This is a genomic window from Alkalihalobacillus deserti, from assembly GCF_020734105.1.
Classification (GTDB): domain Bacteria; phylum Bacillota; class Bacilli; order Bacillales; family Bacillaceae_D; genus Halalkalibacter; species Halalkalibacter deserti.
Genome location: NZ_JAJAFR010000036.1, coordinates 1 through 16834, shown reverse-complemented (window position 1 = coordinate 16834; position 16834 = coordinate 1). Strand labels below are relative to the sequence as shown.

At 32.2% G+C, this 16834-nt stretch carries 24 protein-coding genes and 3 pseudogenes; 3 read left to right on the top strand and 24 right to left on the bottom strand.

Annotation, left to right across the window (positions count from 1 at the left end; genetic code table 11):
• A pseudogene (locus LDX58_RS24600) lies at positions 1–188 on the top strand (IS110 family RNA-guided transposase); the annotation flags it as partial.
• A gap of 398 nt (positions 189–586) precedes the next feature.
• On the opposite strand, the gene LDX58_RS26535 reads toward LDX58_RS24600, so the two are convergent.
• From LDX58_RS26535 to LDX58_RS24515, 18 genes are all read right to left on the bottom strand, one after another.
• Positions 587–1588 carry a DUF4179 domain-containing protein gene (locus tag LDX58_RS26535; RefSeq protein WP_227940253.1) on the bottom strand — a complete coding sequence of 334 codons (1002 nt, stop codon included), beginning with the start codon at positions 1586–1588 and terminating at the stop codon, positions 587–589.
• Positions 1578–2099, bottom strand: a complete 522-nt coding sequence (locus LDX58_RS24590) for a sigma-70 family RNA polymerase sigma factor (RefSeq protein WP_227940255.1) — start codon at positions 2097–2099, stop codon at positions 1578–1580. Before LDX58_RS24590 ends, LDX58_RS26535 begins: the two co-directional genes overlap by 11 nt.
• A 224-nt stretch (positions 2100–2323) precedes the next feature.
• Entirely contained in the window at positions 2324–2620 is a 297-nt protein-coding gene (locus LDX58_RS24585; protein ID WP_227940251.1) for a hypothetical protein, read from the bottom strand.
• 178 nt (positions 2621–2798) lie between these two features.
• Entirely contained in the window at positions 2799–3179 is a 381-nt protein-coding gene (locus tag LDX58_RS24580) for a hypothetical protein (protein ID WP_227940249.1), read from the bottom strand.
• A gap of 152 nt (positions 3180–3331) precedes the next feature.
• Positions 3332–3709, bottom strand: a complete 378-nt coding sequence (locus tag LDX58_RS24575; protein WP_227940247.1) for a hypothetical protein — start codon at positions 3707–3709, stop codon at positions 3332–3334.
• A 440-nt stretch (positions 3710–4149) separates the two neighbouring features.
• Positions 4150–4578, bottom strand: a complete 429-nt coding sequence (locus LDX58_RS24570; protein WP_227940246.1) for a hypothetical protein — start codon at positions 4576–4578, stop codon at positions 4150–4152.
• A gap of 148 nt (positions 4579–4726) precedes the next feature.
• On the bottom strand, positions 4727–5221 hold the full coding sequence (locus tag LDX58_RS24565) for a hypothetical protein (RefSeq protein WP_227940244.1): 495 nt from the start codon (positions 5219–5221) through the stop codon (positions 4727–4729).
• Between the two features lie 101 nt (positions 5222–5322).
• Positions 5323–5793, bottom strand: coding sequence for a VanZ family protein (locus LDX58_RS24560; RefSeq protein WP_227940242.1), 471 nt, complete (start codon positions 5791–5793; stop codon positions 5323–5325).
• A gap of 137 nt (positions 5794–5930) precedes the next feature.
• Positions 5931–6467: a hypothetical protein gene (locus LDX58_RS24555; RefSeq protein WP_227940240.1), complete on the bottom strand. Its 537-nt coding sequence runs from the start codon at positions 6465–6467 to the stop codon at positions 5931–5933.
• Positions 6468–6620: 153 nt separating this feature from the next.
• Positions 6621–6977, bottom strand: coding sequence for an ABC transporter (locus LDX58_RS24550; protein ID WP_227940238.1), 357 nt, complete (start codon positions 6975–6977; stop codon positions 6621–6623).
• Between the two features lie 37 nt (positions 6978–7014).
• The gene (locus tag LDX58_RS24545) at positions 7015–7272 is read right to left on the bottom strand and encodes a hypothetical protein (RefSeq protein ID WP_227940235.1); all 258 of its coding nucleotides are present in this window, start codon (positions 7270–7272) and stop codon (positions 7015–7017) included.
• A gap of 116 nt (positions 7273–7388) precedes the next feature.
• Positions 7389–8045 carry a zf-HC2 domain-containing protein gene (locus LDX58_RS24540; RefSeq protein WP_227940233.1) on the bottom strand — a complete coding sequence of 219 codons (657 nt, stop codon included), beginning with the start codon at positions 8043–8045 and terminating at the stop codon, positions 7389–7391.
• Positions 8032–8523 (bottom strand): RNA polymerase sigma factor, encoded by a 492-nt coding sequence (locus tag LDX58_RS24535; RefSeq protein ID WP_227940231.1) that lies wholly within the window; start codon positions 8521–8523, stop codon positions 8032–8034. The genes LDX58_RS24540 and LDX58_RS24535 overlap by 14 nt, the downstream gene beginning before the upstream one ends.
• A 331-nt stretch (positions 8524–8854) precedes the next feature.
• Positions 8855–9031, bottom strand: coding sequence for a DUF4275 family protein (locus LDX58_RS26905; RefSeq protein WP_372459295.1), 177 nt, complete (start codon positions 9029–9031; stop codon positions 8855–8857).
• The gene (locus tag LDX58_RS26210; protein ID WP_265416825.1) at positions 9006–9203 is read right to left on the bottom strand and encodes a DUF4275 family protein; all 198 of its coding nucleotides are present in this window, start codon (positions 9201–9203) and stop codon (positions 9006–9008) included. The genes LDX58_RS26905 and LDX58_RS26210 overlap by 26 nt, the downstream gene beginning before the upstream one ends.
• 51 nt (positions 9204–9254) lie before the next feature.
• Positions 9255–9617 carry a YxiJ family protein gene (locus LDX58_RS24525; RefSeq protein WP_227940229.1) on the bottom strand — a complete coding sequence of 121 codons (363 nt, stop codon included), beginning with the start codon at positions 9615–9617 and terminating at the stop codon, positions 9255–9257.
• A gap of 205 nt (positions 9618–9822) precedes the next feature.
• Positions 9823–10344, bottom strand: coding sequence for a DUF2199 domain-containing protein (locus LDX58_RS24520; RefSeq protein ID WP_227940227.1), 522 nt, complete (start codon positions 10342–10344; stop codon positions 9823–9825).
• A gap of 165 nt (positions 10345–10509) precedes the next feature.
• The gene (locus LDX58_RS24515) at positions 10510–11268 is read right to left on the bottom strand and encodes a DUF695 domain-containing protein (protein ID WP_227940225.1); all 759 of its coding nucleotides are present in this window, start codon (positions 11266–11268) and stop codon (positions 10510–10512) included.
• A 370-nt stretch (positions 11269–11638) separates the two neighbouring features.
• Between LDX58_RS24515 and LDX58_RS24510 the strand changes: the two genes are divergently transcribed.
• Entirely contained in the window at positions 11639–12889 is a 1251-nt protein-coding gene (locus LDX58_RS24510; protein WP_227940218.1) for a TolB family protein, read from the top strand.
• A 227-nt stretch (positions 12890–13116) separates the two neighbouring features.
• Positions 13117–13197 (top strand): annotated as a pseudogene (locus LDX58_RS24505) (NUDIX domain-containing protein); the annotation flags it as partial.
• On the opposite strand, the pseudogene LDX58_RS24500 reads toward LDX58_RS24505, so the two are convergent.
• The 6 genes and pseudogenes from LDX58_RS24500 to LDX58_RS24475 all read right to left on the bottom strand — a co-directional run.
• Positions 13196–13477 (bottom strand): annotated as a pseudogene (locus tag LDX58_RS24500) (NUDIX domain-containing protein); the annotation flags it as partial. The pseudogenes LDX58_RS24505 and LDX58_RS24500 sit on opposite strands and share 2 nt — an antisense overlap.
• Positions 13478–13778: 301 nt before the next feature.
• Complete coding sequence (locus LDX58_RS24495) at positions 13779–13985, bottom strand: hypothetical protein (RefSeq protein ID WP_227940216.1); 207 nt, start codon at positions 13983–13985, stop codon at positions 13779–13781.
• Positions 13986–14085: 100 nt separating this feature from the next.
• Complete coding sequence (locus tag LDX58_RS24490) at positions 14086–14538, bottom strand: DUF4871 domain-containing protein (RefSeq protein ID WP_227940214.1); 453 nt, start codon at positions 14536–14538, stop codon at positions 14086–14088.
• A gap of 122 nt (positions 14539–14660) precedes the next feature.
• Positions 14661–15335 carry a DUF3885 domain-containing protein gene (locus LDX58_RS24485; RefSeq protein ID WP_227940212.1) on the bottom strand — a complete coding sequence of 225 codons (675 nt, stop codon included), beginning with the start codon at positions 15333–15335 and terminating at the stop codon, positions 14661–14663.
• A gap of 105 nt (positions 15336–15440) precedes the next feature.
• Positions 15441–15884: a hypothetical protein gene (locus tag LDX58_RS24480; protein ID WP_227940210.1), complete on the bottom strand. Its 444-nt coding sequence runs from the start codon at positions 15882–15884 to the stop codon at positions 15441–15443.
• A gap of 264 nt (positions 15885–16148) precedes the next feature.
• Positions 16149–16834 (bottom strand): DUF5643 domain-containing protein (locus LDX58_RS24475; protein WP_227940208.1); only part of this gene is annotated, 686 nt, incomplete at its 5' end.

Below are 16834 nucleotides of genomic sequence, written 5' to 3'. Positions count from 1 at the left end.
CAGGAATTGTCGTCGCTCACGCCATGTTACGTATCTCTTATTATCTCTTAACCCGTAAAGAAATGTATGTAGACTTAGGCGAAGATTACTTCGATAAGCAAAGGGAGCAATCAATTGTTCGACATTCCCTGCGCAGACTTGAAAGTTTAGGTTACACCGTATCATTGTCAGAATCAGAAGCCTCTTGATCCAGTTCATTTAGCTTCAATAATACCAACGAAACAGGCGCTCTCCCCTTTTTTAAAAATGAATGAGCTGCGTCTTCTTTGTATTGCCTTTTTCCCTAAGTTACAGAAGTTTATTTTCATGGTACTACAATAACTTCAACGTAAAAGAGTGTAATCCTTCTTAGATCAACGCACCCGATACTTTAAGTACAATATTTCACAATCTCCTTAGAGAAGTTAAGAAAGGATAATTATTCTCTTATAATCGCCAATAAATCTATTACATATTTTATTTGTACTGTGCAGCAAATGACTTTGTTTTGTTAGTTGTTCTTCTTAAACATAAGTACCGTTAGCAGAACAAGGAAAGCGATGCTCCGATTACTCAAGCATCGCACTCGTTATTTTTATTCTTTTACTCAGTTTAAATCAATAACAATATCATCCAGCATAATGTCCTCACGCTCGTTATCCTTCTTAAATGTAACATGTGGAGTAACAATAAGTTTTGTTGCATTGGGCTGTATCTTTTCAAAAGTTTTACTCCATATCTGGTGAGAATCTGAACCGAACCCACCGTTTTTTACACCTGAATACTCATTTCCTAAGTCGTCCTTAACCTCTAAATCTATAACTATATAATGCCAATTGTTTTGAACGTTCACAGTTAATTTTTGTTCATAGTGAAGAATAAAGGACATTGGTGTTTCTGACATCTCCTCAATACTTAATTGAATACCTTCATTTTCCACACTTTGACCTATTAATCGGGTTTGGCTTTCAGTTGCCTCTAAATTAAATTCAAAATTCCAATTACCTTCTATTTCATTATTTTGTTCACCGTTTACAATCGTAAAACTCTCAATTTCCCAATGGATATTGGCACTATTTAGATATTTTTCACTTAAATGAGAAACTGTCATTAAACCAACATACTCATTACCACCGACTTTTTTTATTATTGAGCCACCTGCTAAACCATGAGCATCTTCGTCCAAAATATTTGGGAGGTTTAAAATAAGCGGTTCGTCTCCTAAATCATGTTCGCTCTCTACTGAATAAGTTATCATTACCGTTTGACCATCAAAAACAGCTTCATTTATTGTTACTTTAATTCCATTGTTTTCTTGTGCCATATTTATTTCAGTTGAATTTTCTTGATATTCCTCATTAATGCCCAATTCCTCACCTAAAAATTTATAAATATTACTGATAAGCGGGATATTACTTGCCATAGCAGGAAATACAAACCCAACCATTGCTATTGATAATCCGAGAATGATAGCTGCAACAGCTAATGGTTGTTTAAATTTCCTTTTTTGTTGCTCTGATTTCGCCTTCCAAATACCTAATTTAGACCTTTCACGTAACTCTGTTGGGATCTCTATTTTTTGTAGTTCTTTCTTTATTTTATCGTTCACAAATATCACCCTCCTTAATGCCTTTTCGAAGTTTATCTAATGAACGGTATAACAACGATTTTGCCGTCCCTAACGGTAAATTTAACAACTCGGATATTTCTTTGAATGTGTAATTATGGTAATACCGTAAAAGAACAACGCTTTTTTCATCTTCTCGTAGCGTATCAATCAGCTCTTGTAAAGATAAAGAAAGAGAAATATCTTCATCCTCTGAACCAATGAATTCTTCAAACTCTGGTTTTAGTTCAACCACTTTTTTATTCTTTCTAATTAGATTGATTGCACAGTTAATTGTGATTTTCATCAACCACGTTTTAAAAAATTCTGGCTGTTTTAATGTTTCCACTTTTTTAAATGATTGATATGCCACTTCTTGAACAACATCTAAAGCATCATCTTTATTATTCACATAAACATAAGCCATTCTATAAATATCTTCTTCGTATTCCTGGAAAAGTTTTAAAAAGGCTTTGTCATTTCCTTTTTGAGCTTTTTTTACTAATCGTCTAATGGTATTTCACCCTCCCCCTGTTTTTTCCTTACACTTAATTAGACAAACTAAAATGCAATTTGGCTCAAGCTTTTTGTATTTTTTAAAAATAAAATAATCGCCCCAAAAAGGACGATTATCTTATATGTAATAAACTTCTTCTTAAACAACTCTACTACTTAGCAAAATAGCAACTGCCTTATTCTGCAATCGCACCCGTTAGTACAACAAAGCCAATACAATAATTAAGCAATTACCTCAAGATAAAATTGAAACAGTATCGTTATGAATGCTAAAATACAGAATAAACCTGTTAGGATAATAAGCAATCGTAAAAATAATGAACCACCTTTATATAATTCGGAAATATATTTTTTCAGGGGAGTGTTATGAGGTGCTTTCTTACCGTCCCAATAGATTTCTCTCCAAGCCTTATATTGCTTATTTCCTTCTTTGGTAAAAAGATACCATAACACCCACGATACTCCTAAAATTATTGATAAAGTACCAATCACTTTTCCTAATGCATTTATGACTTCCATTTTGAGTTATCATCCTTGTTAAATTATTCTCCCTCGTTACATGAAAAGGAGCAACTGTAACAGTTTCTTTTCATGCTGTGTATTAGCACCCGTTAATTGAATAAGCTAAAGCAATAAATATACCTTATAATAAAACAGCTAATATGACGTTCTGTAAGAAAAAGATGATTTAATCATATTATTCTTCAGTTTTTTTTCGTTCAAATTCAGAATAACTTGATACTAAATATGGTGTTCCTTCATTTTCTAATACAATAAATCCACTACCTAAATTATAATTGTATTTCTCCAAAATGACATTATTTTCCTCCGTAACTTTATAAAACATAGTTATACCTAATACATCCTTATCATCAATAAATTGCTCTAATGCTCTTTGTAAATCATTTAATTCCCAATTATTTTTTTGAAATCCAATAATATAAAATTGATTAGGATTACTTGGACGTAGTTCTTCAAATTCTTCAGGCAACGAATTAGGAGAAGTGCAGCCTGACAAAAATGATATTGAAAATCCTATTAATAAAAGTAGTGCAAATACTTTCAAACTTCTTAACATCTAAAAATCCCTCCCTTATCCATAGGAATATTTTAACATTGATTTCTGGTTTCTTGTTGAATTATTCTGCCTCAATAGTTGAAGAAGCGACAGCTCTGTTCAGCTATCGCTTTCTTTAGTTTAATAAACTTTAATTAGATTTGTTCGTTTGACTATTCTTTTTCACTTAGAAGAAAAGCCTCTAATTCTTCAACCTCGTACGTTCGAAATATAACACCATCATTATTAAAAACAATTATTTCAGGTAATCTATCTAAAACAAAAATCTTTTTATAATCATCTTCATGTGTTGAATTTTCATCTAAAATCGTAAAACCATGTGAGGTTACTTTATCTCCCCATAGAGAATGCTCATCAAATATATCAAGAATACTACGTTGATATTCTTGTGAAGGTGTTTCTTCTACAAAAACTCTAACACTCAATTTATTTTCTTCCTCAGGCTTTAACCTTTCGACTACTCTTTTTTCTTCTGTTGAACAACCTACTAATAAAAAAATGCCGACAAACAATGCTAAAATCTTGTTCAAATATAACCCTCCTTGCCTTTCTTAATTTAAAATTATTGTTATATTATTTAACTATTCTACTTTATAAGTAAGAAAACGATTACTCCTGTTAAGCAATCGCACCCGTTAGTGAAATAAGTCATTAACTTAGAGTAAAGTGAACAATCTTGGAAAAACAAATATTAACAATATCCCAATAGTCGTTAAGGTAATGTACTTTTTTCTGTTAGTCCCTTCTCTTAACTCCCAAATTCCAAGCGTTAATAAATATAATCCTACAATTAGAGATAATAAAAAAACTATATTCATAAAAGCCATAATCATAAATCCCCCCTTCATATTCGTTAAATTTTAACATGAAACCATTATCTTTCTTCAACTTTTCCGCTCTTTATGCAACAGGAACTGCCACATTCGACAGCCCCTTGTTCAGCTATTGCTCCCGATTGTTTAATAACACTTTATTTCGTTTTACCGTTAAAATTATATTCATCGACAATTTGAGGAACTTCTGGGTTATCTACATCTGCCCAATTCGTCTCCATGAACATATCGCTTTTAGCATGTATTTCTGCAACAACTTTATTTGTTTCTCTTGTGATAAATTGAATATTTACCTCTTTAATTAAATCCAAGTCTTTGCGTGGATAACGCTTTACAGCTTCCAATAATATTATTGTCTCTAAATTCACATCCATTTGTCCATCTTTATTCCATGTTCCAGCTTGGTCTATCATTGGAACTTCAATATTAAGTACGCCATCCTCAAAAACAGTTGAAATATCATAGGAGGTTTTATCATCTAAGTATTTTTGTATTTTATCTTCTTCACTTTGGGAACAAGCCGATAGAATTAAACAAAGGAACATTAACAGTAAAAACTTTTTCATTGGATACCTCCTCACCTCTCTCTTAATTTTACCATAAAAATACAATAGTCCTTGTTGCACTAAACTGCTCGTTAGCGCAAGAAGAAAAGGAACTGCCGCAACGACAACTCCAGTTATTCCGTTCAAGCACCCTTTAGTTTTAAATTACTTATTTAACTGTTACAGTTTTATCAAAAGATATTCCTAAAAAACTGTATTTTATATTTACTGTTTCTATCTCTTTGTTATGGATAACACTAATTCCATAACTTTTATCATCAGTTGTAGCTGTGCCATTATTTACTTTTTCTAACTGTGCAGAAGGGGATGTGTTAGGCTTGATTGTTACATTTTCAATATCGTGAATTCCGTATTCTTTTGCCTCTTCATCGAAAGTATCAGTAATAATAAAACCCTTTAATGGATTACTGACCTGCATTTTTAAATTTAATGGTTCTTCATTACCGTTCACCAATACATTATCAACCTTCACTTCAGCAAAACCTTTATTTCCAATTTCCACAACAACTGCATTATAGTCGTTTGTCGCACCAAAAATCCCACTTACTAATGGTGGATTGAATTTAATAAAAGAAAAAATTCCAACTAATATAACTGCAATGATTATAATAGAAAACATGATTATTTTTCTCGAGTTTCTCACCCCTCCTTGTTAAAATTTTACCATATAAACCCATCATGCTTGTTAAACATAACTGCCACGTTAGTAAAAAAGCGACTGCCTTTGTTTAGCAATCTCACCCTTTAGTTGAATAACCTTTTCCTCTTTTTAAATAAACTAAAAACTAAAATACCTAAAAGTCCACCTAATGTATTTAATATAATATCGTCTACATCAAACACACCTAATTGAGTAACGTATTGCACTGACTCAATAGTTAGGCTAAACAACAATATAACTACTATTGACAAAGCGTTCTTTATTTTCGGGAAAAGGAGTGGAATTAAAATTCCTATTGGTATAAATAGAAACACTATACCGAAAGTATTATAAAACCAAGTATCAAAATTATAGCTATGAATATTAAATAAGTAAGTGCCAATGGTAGCAAAAGGGACAAAATTATGTGACACTCCAATATAAATCCCGTCAAGTCTTCCTGGATAAAACGAACTGATTCCTACAAAGCTAACGAATAACACCGAAGAAATATAGAACAAAGTTAAAACAATAACACACCACTTTGATTTCAAATCAACAACTAACAGCTTCAATGGACACACCTCCTCAATAAAAGGTATGTCCATGCAATGTTTGTTATTCTTAACCAGTTAATTACCTCGTTGATGCAACAAGAAGTGTGCTGACCTTATTCAATCAACGCACACATTAGTTTAATAAAAATCTTTTTTTACTCATATCCGTAAAATATTTTCTCACTTTTTTCTAATTGACTGCTACGAATTACTTCATATTTGTTAGGAATGTTAGAAGTTTGAGTTTGATAGACTAAATGTTCTTCGCTCAAGGTTTTAGATTTATCTTCTTCTAAAAAAACCTTTAATGTTTTTCCCTCTACCTTTACTTTTATAATTTTTGTCTCTGAAGTCTTATCCTTTGAGTAAATAGTAAATGCTTGTTTCCCTGAATGTCCTTGTACACCACTTACATATACACCGTCTGAAACATCAGCTAGTGTGTATTTTTCAAATTTCATTGGTTTTCCCGTTAAAAATCCTATTAAGTCAGGGGCAAATGGTCTCTTAATCAACTCAAGATAACCATCATGATTATTGATTGTCTCACTTGATTTTTCTAACAGCTGCCTATTTTCTTTTTTAACCTGATTTTCAGCAGTAACAGTTTTATCTATGTTGCTAACAAAAAAGAATATCGAAACACTGATAATAATAAAGATTGCAATTAGAAAAGTTACAAGACGTTTCAATTAAATCCCCCCATAAACGGTTTATACAAGGGTATGTCCATTAACATATGACTATTCAAGTAACCTGCCTCGTTAGCACAATAAGCAACAGGATCTGCCGAATGACAACTCCTGTTGTTAAACTCATGCACCCGTTTGTTGAATAAGGTGAATTTATGTTTTAATCCTAAGAAACCTTTTCAATTCTTGATATGGAGTAGAATATGAATCTTCATATTTTTGTATATGGTCTCTTAAAACAGACCAATTCTTATCAAGTATTGGATGTATTTCAGTGGTTTCCGCAATTCTATATAAGTCGATTAAAAAATATAGTGTCTCCCAAATCAAATAATCCTCATTTAAATCGAGAAGCATATATATAATTTCTGGAATATAGTTAAAAGCACTCTCCGAGGACATGTCTTTTGAAATTGATTCAAATGCATTACTAAAATACCATTCGTCTGCATCAAGTTTTTCTTGCCAATTATCATATATTTCGATTAATTTCTTGTCCGTAATAATCACACCCTTTTTGAACTCCTGCTACCCTTTAGTTAAACATTTATTCTAACGTAATATTAATTTGTTTTAACTGTTTCCTTAAATCCCAATTTTTAGGTCTCCTATTTTTATCAAACCATTCTGCACCTTCATTAATCCACTTATTTCTATAACTATCAAATGTATAGCCTTGGTCATCATCATCAAAGCCAGATTGGAAACCACAACAAGAACAAATATCAAAACTTGGATACTTGTCCTCAAAGTATTGTGGTCTATCTAAACCTTTAAAGCCACATACATTACAACGATAATTCATATGTTCACTTCCTTAATTGTTGTCCTTTTTCAAAAAAGCGTTCCTGCTGCTGTTGCAGAAACGCCCCCGTTACTTTAAGTACAATACTTCACAATCTTTTTTTATTTACTTCCTATTTACCTCTCCCAAATCAACGTCATTTGTTGTAAAAGTTCTTCCCATGTTTGCTCTTTTTCTTTGGTTACTTTATCAAGATCAAAGTCCCCATAGTAAACTGCATCAACAGTTTCACTATCTACTAACTCTAATCGATCAGGTCCAATTCTTTTATCCTCTCGTAAAAAGTTACTAGTAGGCGAATGGGCGATTGTTTTAACATAATAAATTAAGCTAATTTTTTTTACTTCCCCATCTATTTCAACTTCTAAAGGGTGTGTCGTATACGTTCCTGCATGACTTTCTCCAAAATAATTTAAAACAAGCGTTCCATCTGCCGTTTCTTCAAGCTCAAATAATTCTGCTGTATAAGGAATTGGCTTTGCGTAATAAAATATGAATGAAAATAGTGCAAACCCTATTAATGTGGTCGTTAAAACAGATCCAAAAATAAGAAGCCATTTTTTGCGATTCCATCGTTTCTTAAGCTGACTGAACAAAGTGTCTTTATTTTCAATTGGTACATAAAGCGTTCCTTTCATTTGCTCATATTCATTTCTACAATTCTCACATGTAAGTAAATGCTCATTAACTAACGATTTCGTATCATCACTTACTACCTCATCTACATAAAGTGGCAGCAAATCTTGAATGACTGTACATTTAATATCCTTCATCTTGTTTCGCCTCCATATACGCTGTTATTTTCTTTTTTGCACGGTAATACGTTACTCTAGCCCAGCCATCACTTTTTCCAAATAAATGCCCAATTGCCTCAAAAGAAAGCTCACCAAATGTTCGAAGGGAGAAAACTTCTTTATATGGCTCTTTCATTGCGTGTAAAAATCGATGAATCATCAGCGCTCGCTCTTCATTCATTAAATAATCTACAAGTTGGACATCCTTTTGCGCTGAATTTTCTTCAATATTTATCTCGCGTTGCTGCTTTTTGTATTGTGTAAAATATGTATTTTTAGCGATTGTGAAAAGCCATGCCCTTACATCTTTTTTGCCATCAAATTGATGAAATGATTTCAGTGCCTTAAAAAATGTCTCTTGTGTAACTTCTTCTGCTATATCCTTGTCAGCTACTAAAGACTTTGTATATAAGTAAACATCATGAAAATACGCTTGATAAATTTCCTCAAAGTTCACTTTCTCCCCTCCTTCACTTAAATAACTAACGAAATAATAAAACGTTACAAGATTTTCAAAAAAATAAATAGACATATTCATTTTATCTGAATATGCCTAAGTATTAACTAAATATTTATGGTATTAGGATTTAAGCCATCAACAGCTGCTTTTGTCCAACAATCCTTTATATTTTTTAGGTTTTGTAAAAGTAGCTTTTGTTTTTCATTCATATGTAATTTCCCCCCATTAAAAATCGGTATAACCCATAATAATTACTACTTCCTTGTTCAACTAACCTGCCCTTTAGTTTAAGTGAAACTATTCACAATTCTCCGTTCCTACAATAAGATTAATTGATTAATTTATAAAAATAAGGTCCGCAATCATCCTCGTGTGTATGTACATATGTCCAATTAAAATTAGTATCAACAATATATACATCACTTTCGTTATTAAAATCTTCAGCCTTTATTTTATCCGCATTATTTAGCTTGTAAGCATTATTGCTTTGTTGGTAAAAAAACATAACAAACCGTCTTTTTCTGTTTATTAAATGCATCAATTGCTTCTTCATTCTCTATACAATTTAGCTTTTTATTACTAAATACGTGCCATAATTTTATTCGTAATTCTTCGCTATTGTTATTAAGCTGAGTAACAATAATTCCTTTATCATCAAATAATTTAATTAAATCCATCCACTTCCTCCTGTCCGTTATTGACGAACGCACCCGTAAGTTCAACAAGGCTTAATTATCCTGAATAATAACCAGTAATAATTCTCGTGCCTTTTCAAAACTTACAAGTTCTTTATAAAAATGAGGATAACTACTTACAGAATTTTTTAAAAATAAATATTTAGGATAAAGTGAAAAAAAGTCTTTATATAGGAACTGCCTTTGATAATTAGGGATTTTCTTATTACCTAACACATAAGAGGAACTGCCTGCGATAAGCATACAAAATTCATTAAAATCAGCCACCAGCCAATCTTCTTCTGTGATACTGTCCTCGAAATCTTTTCCAATCTGTTCAATATCTTCGTTTGGGAATTCATTCATTAATTCTGTATTATAAAGATTTTCAAGTTCACTGATTAAATCATTTTTCATTTTCCCCACCTGTAAATCAGATTTTTTTCCTAATAATTATATCTAAAAGCGAAAAAACCTTCTTCCACTATCAATATCCAGTTTCGTTCAGAAGTCTTATTACATTAAATAGCCCTAGAATGAAACATGAGCGCTTATCCTTGTTCCAGAATAGCGCCCGATTGTTGAAAACATAATTATTTGATACCAGTTTTGGAGTGTTTATTTAAACCCCCTTGATATTACAAAAAAATTGAGCAATTTCTTTAACACGCTCAATCGTAATACCCTGGCTTTGTTCTTTTGAAAGTGGGTGATCTGTAGGTTCAAGCTCAATATACGGTCGTAATTCTATGGAACGATTATGTACATAGGTTTTTAAATTTAAAGTTTCAGGATACAAAGGAAGCTGTGTAGATAACCATCCAAACATAGGCTTTAACTTTTCTCTATTAGGATCATCCCAATGCTCTAAAGTGAGTTCAAAATTCTCTTCACTAAGTGAAACCCAAACACCCCAAACAAATGGTTCGTTTGATCCAATGACCGGTATTTCAATACAACCTCGTATAAAAAAATGTTCACCATCCATTACACATAGATCATCATTTAATTCAAAACGCTTTTTACGTTCTTTTCGAGTAGCTTCTTCGTAATAAATAGGTGCAGGGCTTCCATAGTTTAAGGGAAGTTCATCATGGTATTCCCCACAACAGCTGCATATGTATCCTTTTAAAACATCTGTCATCCATATTCCTCCTCTATCATACCTTTAAAATAGCATAGATAATTTCAAGTATAGAATTAACAACCTTTTCTGATTTGAGACATTTATAGTTAAAGATACGCACCCGTTCGTACTGATTTTTCTAAACATAAGTACCGTTTCTCATAGAACAAGAGTAAATATGCTTTACTTTTTTTGAATAACAGGAGATTCCCATCCGTCATATTCACCGTTATGTTTTTGTGCCGTTTCAATAATCGTATCGGTTACAGAATCGATCAAGTGATAATCTACACTATCTTCACGAGAGATGGTGATGCTGTATGTACCATCTTCATTCTTCTCCTGTTCGTATTCTTCCGTTGTAAAGCCTTTTTGCCGAATGTCTCGTTCAAACGCTTTTAAATGTTCCAATGTTTCAAACTCCACCCAATGTTCGATCATACGTGGTACTTCTAGATCATCTTTCTCGTTTTCTAACATTTCAACTAACTCACGATTCGACATATGTTGGAAATGGTATTGGTTTGGGTATAGGAACTCGTAATAAAATGCCCAGGGTTCATCTTCTTCAATACCTATAATATCAGTTTCGTATCCGTTGTTATCGAATACGGCTAGTGCATGTTGATCAATAATTTTGACATGTTTTTCTTTTTTGGCGTAATAAAAAAATTCTCGGATACCGTTTGTTGTTAGCCGTCCTACTTGAATGATATCTTCGTTATTCAACCTTTCCATCAAATCATATTCCCATTCCCCTAAGCGTTCATCTTCTTGTTCTTCGGGATAACCCAGTTCTGTTGGATTTTTGATATTAATCTTTACAGAAAATAACTTTTTGTATTTTTTGATATTTACTTCTTCTGTTACTTCCAAATCTACAACAATTGACGCTAAATGGTCATCCAGTTCAGCGATATAAAAATTCCAGTTATCAGACATATAAGATCTCCTCCTTACCATTAAGTATAGGGATGAATGGATTCTCTTTCCATATACATTTATCTTTATCAGAAATTATTTTTAGCTCGAGAGGATTCTCATTTTAAGGTAATGAGTAGTTTGTAAAGGAAGTGGTTTATCTAGCTCATCAACTATTAAAAGCATTACCACTTATTCCACTATATGGCCCGATTGTTGAAGATCTTTACTATATATTTTAAAACAATACTTATTCCTTTCTAAAGGAATGCACCCGTAAGTTAAAAGTAACTGTCTTATCTGCTCTGATATAACTTTCGTTTGTAATTACATAATATGTAAGCTTAGAAAGATATTAAGTATAAGAACCGTTAAGAGAGGTGTATCAAGAGTGCATAGGATTCTTATGTTAGCAATAATATTATCGATTCTTTTTCCACTGAATTCATTTGCAACTGGAGAAAAAAATGTAAAAGCTGGCTTCATAAGAGATGGGAATTTTTTTACTTTTATAAACAACGAGGAAAAACAAATTACGAACACAGGTAAAGTCTTTGCTAAACCAAAGTGGTCACGTGACGGTAAGTGGCTTTTATATCAAAATGAAGCTCCATCTGAATACCAAGATAATGAGATACAGGTGGAAGTATGGGCTTATAATGTTGAAACTAAGGAAAAGAAAAAAATCTTTTATAATGGATATTCTCCAACATGGGCACCAAACAAAAATGTTATTGCTTTTAATGACAGAGGTATTTTAAACATCTCAGATTTCACACAATTCTATAACATTGCAACTGGAGTTAACAGTTATACGTGGTTACCTGATGGAAGTGGATTCTTACTTTCATCAGCAGGAGTCCTTCGACCAGATGGATGGTCAAGTGCAATTTTATTTACGAAAAGAGTAAATGATAATTATAATGACATTATTTTATTCGGAGGTGTAGATCATTTCTTTACCCTTCCGAGAGAAATTGGAATAAACAACAACAAAATCATTGCAGTTTATGCTGACTATTTCAACTTCTCACCTAGTAAAAAATGGATTTCCTTCATTGTTTCACCGACTGCTTCTTGGTCAATGGATAGTAATATGCTGTGTGTGATATCTAGTGATGGTAAGAATTTTAAAGTGTTAGATGAGGTTATTTTTGAAGTAGGTGAGCCTAAATGGGCACCGTCAAGTGATACAATAGCATTTATTGCTGGCGGTGGAAGAATTGTTTTTGGTTTTAAAAATAAGGATTTAAAGGTTCGAGAAATGCCTGTATCAGGAACATATACACCTCCTAACTATGCTGATCTTGATTTTGATTGGGTAACAGACAACTCCATCGTGACGTCAAGAATTGAAGAAAAAGAGTGGTCAAACGACTTTAGTAAGCATCCATTACCATCACTTTATTCAATAAATATTGATAAAAATAAACAAGTTAAAATAACAAAACCACTTGAAGGCTATGGTGATTATAGCCCGCAATATGTAGAAACTATTGATAAGCTTGTGTGGTTAAGAGGATCATCTATTACCGATAAAGACAGAACTCTTTGGAAAGCAAAACCTGATGATACAAGTGCAGAAGAATGGATTAAAAATGTGGATGCTATTGAATTTTATCAAGGTGATTTAAATAATTAGCTTTCTTGGAATATGTAAGAAATTCACAACGTTAAGGATACCCGAATTTTAAAAGCCTGATCTCTCAGTGCTATTTATGAGAAATTTGGCTTTCGTTACTTCATAATCTTTCCTTTGCATAAAGAAAGAGCACAATTCTTGCTCCAGAAATGCACCCGATTGTTGAAGATCATTGCTGATATTTTATTAAACAAAAGCACCCCGTTTGTTTAATAAGAATTCTTTCCCTTGCTGAAATTACTGGTGGAGAGCTACGATGTAATTCTTCTGAGTCACTAGAAATTAAGTTTTTTGAACCACAAAACCTGTTATAAAATGTACTACTTTACCATTTGGATAAGCAAACACCTGCGAGTTAGGGTCAGAGTACACCCCAATTAGCTTTTTAATTTTTATATCTAAATTAGTTTCCTCTTTTACCTCTCTGATAGCTGCTTCAGAAACTGTTTCCCCTACCTCTATATGTCCTGAAGGAATACCCCATAACCCTACATCTGACCTTTTCTGTAACAAAACTTGTACTTTCTCATCTTCCTCATTTAAAATAATAACTGCAACCCCAGCTTTTAAATCATCAATTCTTTTCATACGATAAACCTCCTTAAAATAATAAAAAAGGTCCGAAGAGAAAGAATTCAACGCATAACAAATACGTTGAACCTTTCCCCTCGGACCTTTTATGTCAATAGGTGCCTTTTACACACGGTAAAAGATATAGCCCTCGGTCACTGACCTACCTAGATAGCGGAACCCTAGCTACAATTTTCCAGTTCACTTTTTATTTTACAGCTAAACCTTAAAAGATGAAAGATATTCTTTCACTAAATTCCCCGTTAATTGAACAAGAAATAAGCCTTAATTAAATTCTTATTGATGAACAAAATATATTTTATTTACTATAATTTTTTTCTTTTAAAATAAAAAATTCTCTGATAAATGCACCTACACCAGCAGAACAAGCTATAACAGAAAGCAGAGATATACCTCTTACAAAGGTGAATGGTGAAAAAATAGCTTGTATACTTCCTGTTATAATAAAAATCCCTAACAAAACACACCCCATAATTAACTGTTTTTTCACCTTGTTTTCTTTCAATTTCAATATCCCCCCTTCTTTTAGCATCCTGCTCTTTACTTTAACAAAGAAAGACAAATACCTTTGTTCAGTATTCGCCCCCTTTTGTTAAATAGAAAGGTCATTTAACTTCTACTATTATTTCGGCAAAATGAGAACCACCCAAACTTACGTCTAATTTCCAAACCCCAGACTTATCAAACCATAAGGCTGATGGCTTAGTTTTATCAGCACCTAAATTTGGTTGAGTAAAATGATCATCGTATTCCCAAGTTGTTTCATTACCTTCTGGATAAATAAGTAATACAGGTTTTTTCTCCCCAGTCTCTAAATGAGTACCCACTACTCGAAAATCCCCTTTGATTTCTTCATGATCACCCCAAAAGTGCCACAATACTTTTTGATATTCTTGAGCTTTAAAAGTTGTATTTTGAATCCCTATTTTTCCTTCAATGCCTTTAAATTCATAATCATTTGATTCAAAAATTGGTGACACTTCAAAGTTATTAACCGTTTCTTTTTCACAACCAACCACAATAGTTGCTAATATTATTAAAAGAAAGGCAAATCGCATAAACCATCCCCCTACCTATTAATTGTACAATATTTCCACTTTCCCTTGTTAAACAATCTTGCTCGTTAGGACAAGAAGGAGCTGTCGCAACGACAACTCCTGTTGTTTCGTTCAAGCCCCCGTTAGCTCAATAATCTTTTTTCAATTTCATCTCGGTCATAGTCCAATATCCAATCGTTACAATCTTGGTAAAGCGAATATAAATCCTCTTTATTAGAAGCCATAACGTCACAACCTCGGTCGTCATATAAGTGGTAAATCATTTTCTTTGTAATATTGACTAAGTATATGTCAATTCCATTACGTGGGAACCCTTTTAGAATTTGCTCTGGATGTGGGAAATCCTCATAACTAATGGCAGTCAAGAGTGCTTTATATCGAATGTCATTCTTTTTACAGGACAAAACAAATCTATGCGTGACCATCTCTGCATAATCTTCTCCATCTTCATCTTCCAAAAAAACACTTGGCAAGACTCTATGTTGAAGTTTTCTTACTGTCTCCTTGTTCTTTATATATTTCTGATAAACTTTTGTCGGTCTCTTTTGCAAGAATGTATCATTTTTTTCACAATGTATGTCTGTAATAAGGAATATTTCATCCTCCTGATTAAACACCTTGTTAAATATTGTAACGGTTCTTTCATTTATTTGCTGAAGGTTATCTTTATCTTCATGTTCCACCCAAGGCATAGAAATTTCAAAACGGATACCATATTTCCATAAGTAAAATAGAGGTGGTCTTAGATTAAGATTATTAAAATGCTCATTCATAAATTGCGATAAAATGTTTATCATATTACCTCCATTTTTGGCTTTTTATCGTACTTTTATAAAATAAGATAGAGCTAATTACTATTACGCAATTGCACCCGTTAGCACAACAAGAATACTTTTATTAAATCAACCTCTCCTTTTCATTCTTCCTAAATAAAAACCTATCAAAATTAAAAGAAAAGGAACTAAAGAGAATATAAAACCAAACTTTTCATAAAGCATTTCATTCATATCTGTAAATAAATAAACGAACCAAATAAACGAACTATATCCAGCTATATGATATAAAAAGTAAATGGAGCCAAAGTCATCTATTGCTAAATTAGACACCCACAGTAATAAGCCAATTACCAAAAATAAAAAAACCGAAACAATGACTTCTTTCGTTCCTAATCCTTGTAAAAGTTTAAAGCTAAGAATTAAGTAACCAACTAAGTTAAGGAAAAATGAAACCAAAGAAATAATTATTGCTTGAGAATGGGTGAAGTTCGTTAAAGTAATAAAATATAATAATAAAGAAATTCCACCCATTAACAAATGAATAGAACCAACTTTAAGTATCCCGTTCATGTTATCACCTTCTCTCTTTTTCAATAATTATAGTCTTCAACTTAAACTATCCTGCCAGTTACTTCAACAAAGAAAGGCGAATACCCTTATTCAGCATTCGCACCCGATAGTTTAAGTGTAATAATTCACAAATCCACCAAACTTTATAGCCAATTAATGATAATATACCTTCATTATAGAGTTAAAGGAAACAATCTAAGACATCTTTTAAGTTTTTCTATAAAAGCCAACCTTTGTATAACGAGGTTTTATAAGCTTTTCAATCTAATTCAAATCGATCCTAACCTTCTCTAATTCATTAGGAATATTGGCACTCAATGATCCCATATTAACTCTTATTACATAGTCTTTTAAGTTAAAATCTTTAATTTTACTAATATCAAATGTGCTTGTAAATCGTAAGTCATCTTTATTAATTACTTCGACTGAGTGTTTAATCGGCTCCTGATAAATATCTTTTTCTGTTTCTTTAACCAGTATCACATCATTGCGAGCAATATTACTATAAAACAAGAATTCCAGATCCATGTTATTACCATTATTTATTTGAAAATCAAAAATAATGTTCTGATCCTGAACGGTAATATTTTCTATTTCAACAGCTAAGTCTTGCCTTTCAGAATTAATTTCAACAGGAGTTCCTTCATCTAATTTAATAAAACGATCAGGTTCACTTAATGCCACTTTAGGTAGCACCTCTATATAACTAGTTTCTCCCTTTATTGACTGTGGAATAATACTTCTACCTTTAACAATAATTCTATTGTTCTTTTTGACAGTTTCTAGGTCAATTCCGTCTGAGGAGATATTGATTTCATTGCCTTGATCATCATAAGCCTCTATTCGTACTTGATCATGTTTTCCTTCAATTGGAAAAGTAGCTGTATAGTTAATAGCAGTTGATGCTTTACCTTGAATAATTGAATCGAAATGAACATTTATTTCTGCAT

Excerpts from the sequence above, each read along its gene's own strand:
- LDX58_RS24585 (WP_227940251.1), bottom strand. The coding sequence starts at position 2,620 with ATGGAAGTCATAAATGCATTAGGAAAAGTGATTGGTACTTTATCAATA.
- LDX58_RS24580 (WP_227940249.1), bottom strand. The coding sequence starts at position 3,179 with ATGTTAAGAAGTTTGAAAGTATTTGCACTACTTTTATTAATAGGATTT.
- LDX58_RS24570 (WP_227940246.1), bottom strand. The coding sequence starts at position 4,578 with ATGAAAAAGTTTTTACTGTTAATGTTCCTTTGTTTAATTCTATCGGCT.
- LDX58_RS24545 (WP_227940235.1), bottom strand. The coding sequence starts at position 7,272 with ATGAATTATCGTTGTAATGTATGTGGCTTTAAAGGTTTAGATAGACCA.
- LDX58_RS24540 (WP_227940233.1), bottom strand. The coding sequence starts at position 8,045 with ATGAAGGATATTAAATGTACAGTCATTCAAGATTTGCTGCCACTTTAT.
- LDX58_RS26905 (WP_372459295.1), bottom strand. The coding sequence starts at position 9,031 with ATGTTTTTTTACCAACAAAGCAATAATGCTTACAAGCTAAATAATGCG.
- LDX58_RS26210 (WP_265416825.1), bottom strand. The coding sequence starts at position 9,203 with ATGGATTTAATTAAATTATTTGATGATAAAGGAATTATTGTTACTCAG.
- LDX58_RS24525 (WP_227940229.1), bottom strand. The coding sequence starts at position 9,617 with ATGAAAAATGATTTAATCAGTGAACTTGAAAATCTTTATAATACAGAA.
- LDX58_RS24520 (WP_227940227.1), bottom strand. The coding sequence starts at position 10,344 with ATGACAGATGTTTTAAAAGGATACATATGCAGCTGTTGTGGGGAATAC.
- LDX58_RS24515 (WP_227940225.1), bottom strand. The coding sequence starts at position 11,268 with ATGTCTGATAACTGGAATTTTTATATCGCTGAACTGGATGACCATTTA.
- LDX58_RS24490 (WP_227940214.1), bottom strand. The coding sequence starts at position 14,538 with ATGCGATTTGCCTTTCTTTTAATAATATTAGCAACTATTGTGGTTGGT.
- LDX58_RS24485 (WP_227940212.1), bottom strand. The coding sequence starts at position 15,335 with ATGATAAACATTTTATCGCAATTTATGAATGAGCATTTTAATAATCTT.
- LDX58_RS24480 (WP_227940210.1), bottom strand. The coding sequence starts at position 15,884 with ATGAACGGGATACTTAAAGTTGGTTCTATTCATTTGTTAATGGGTGGA.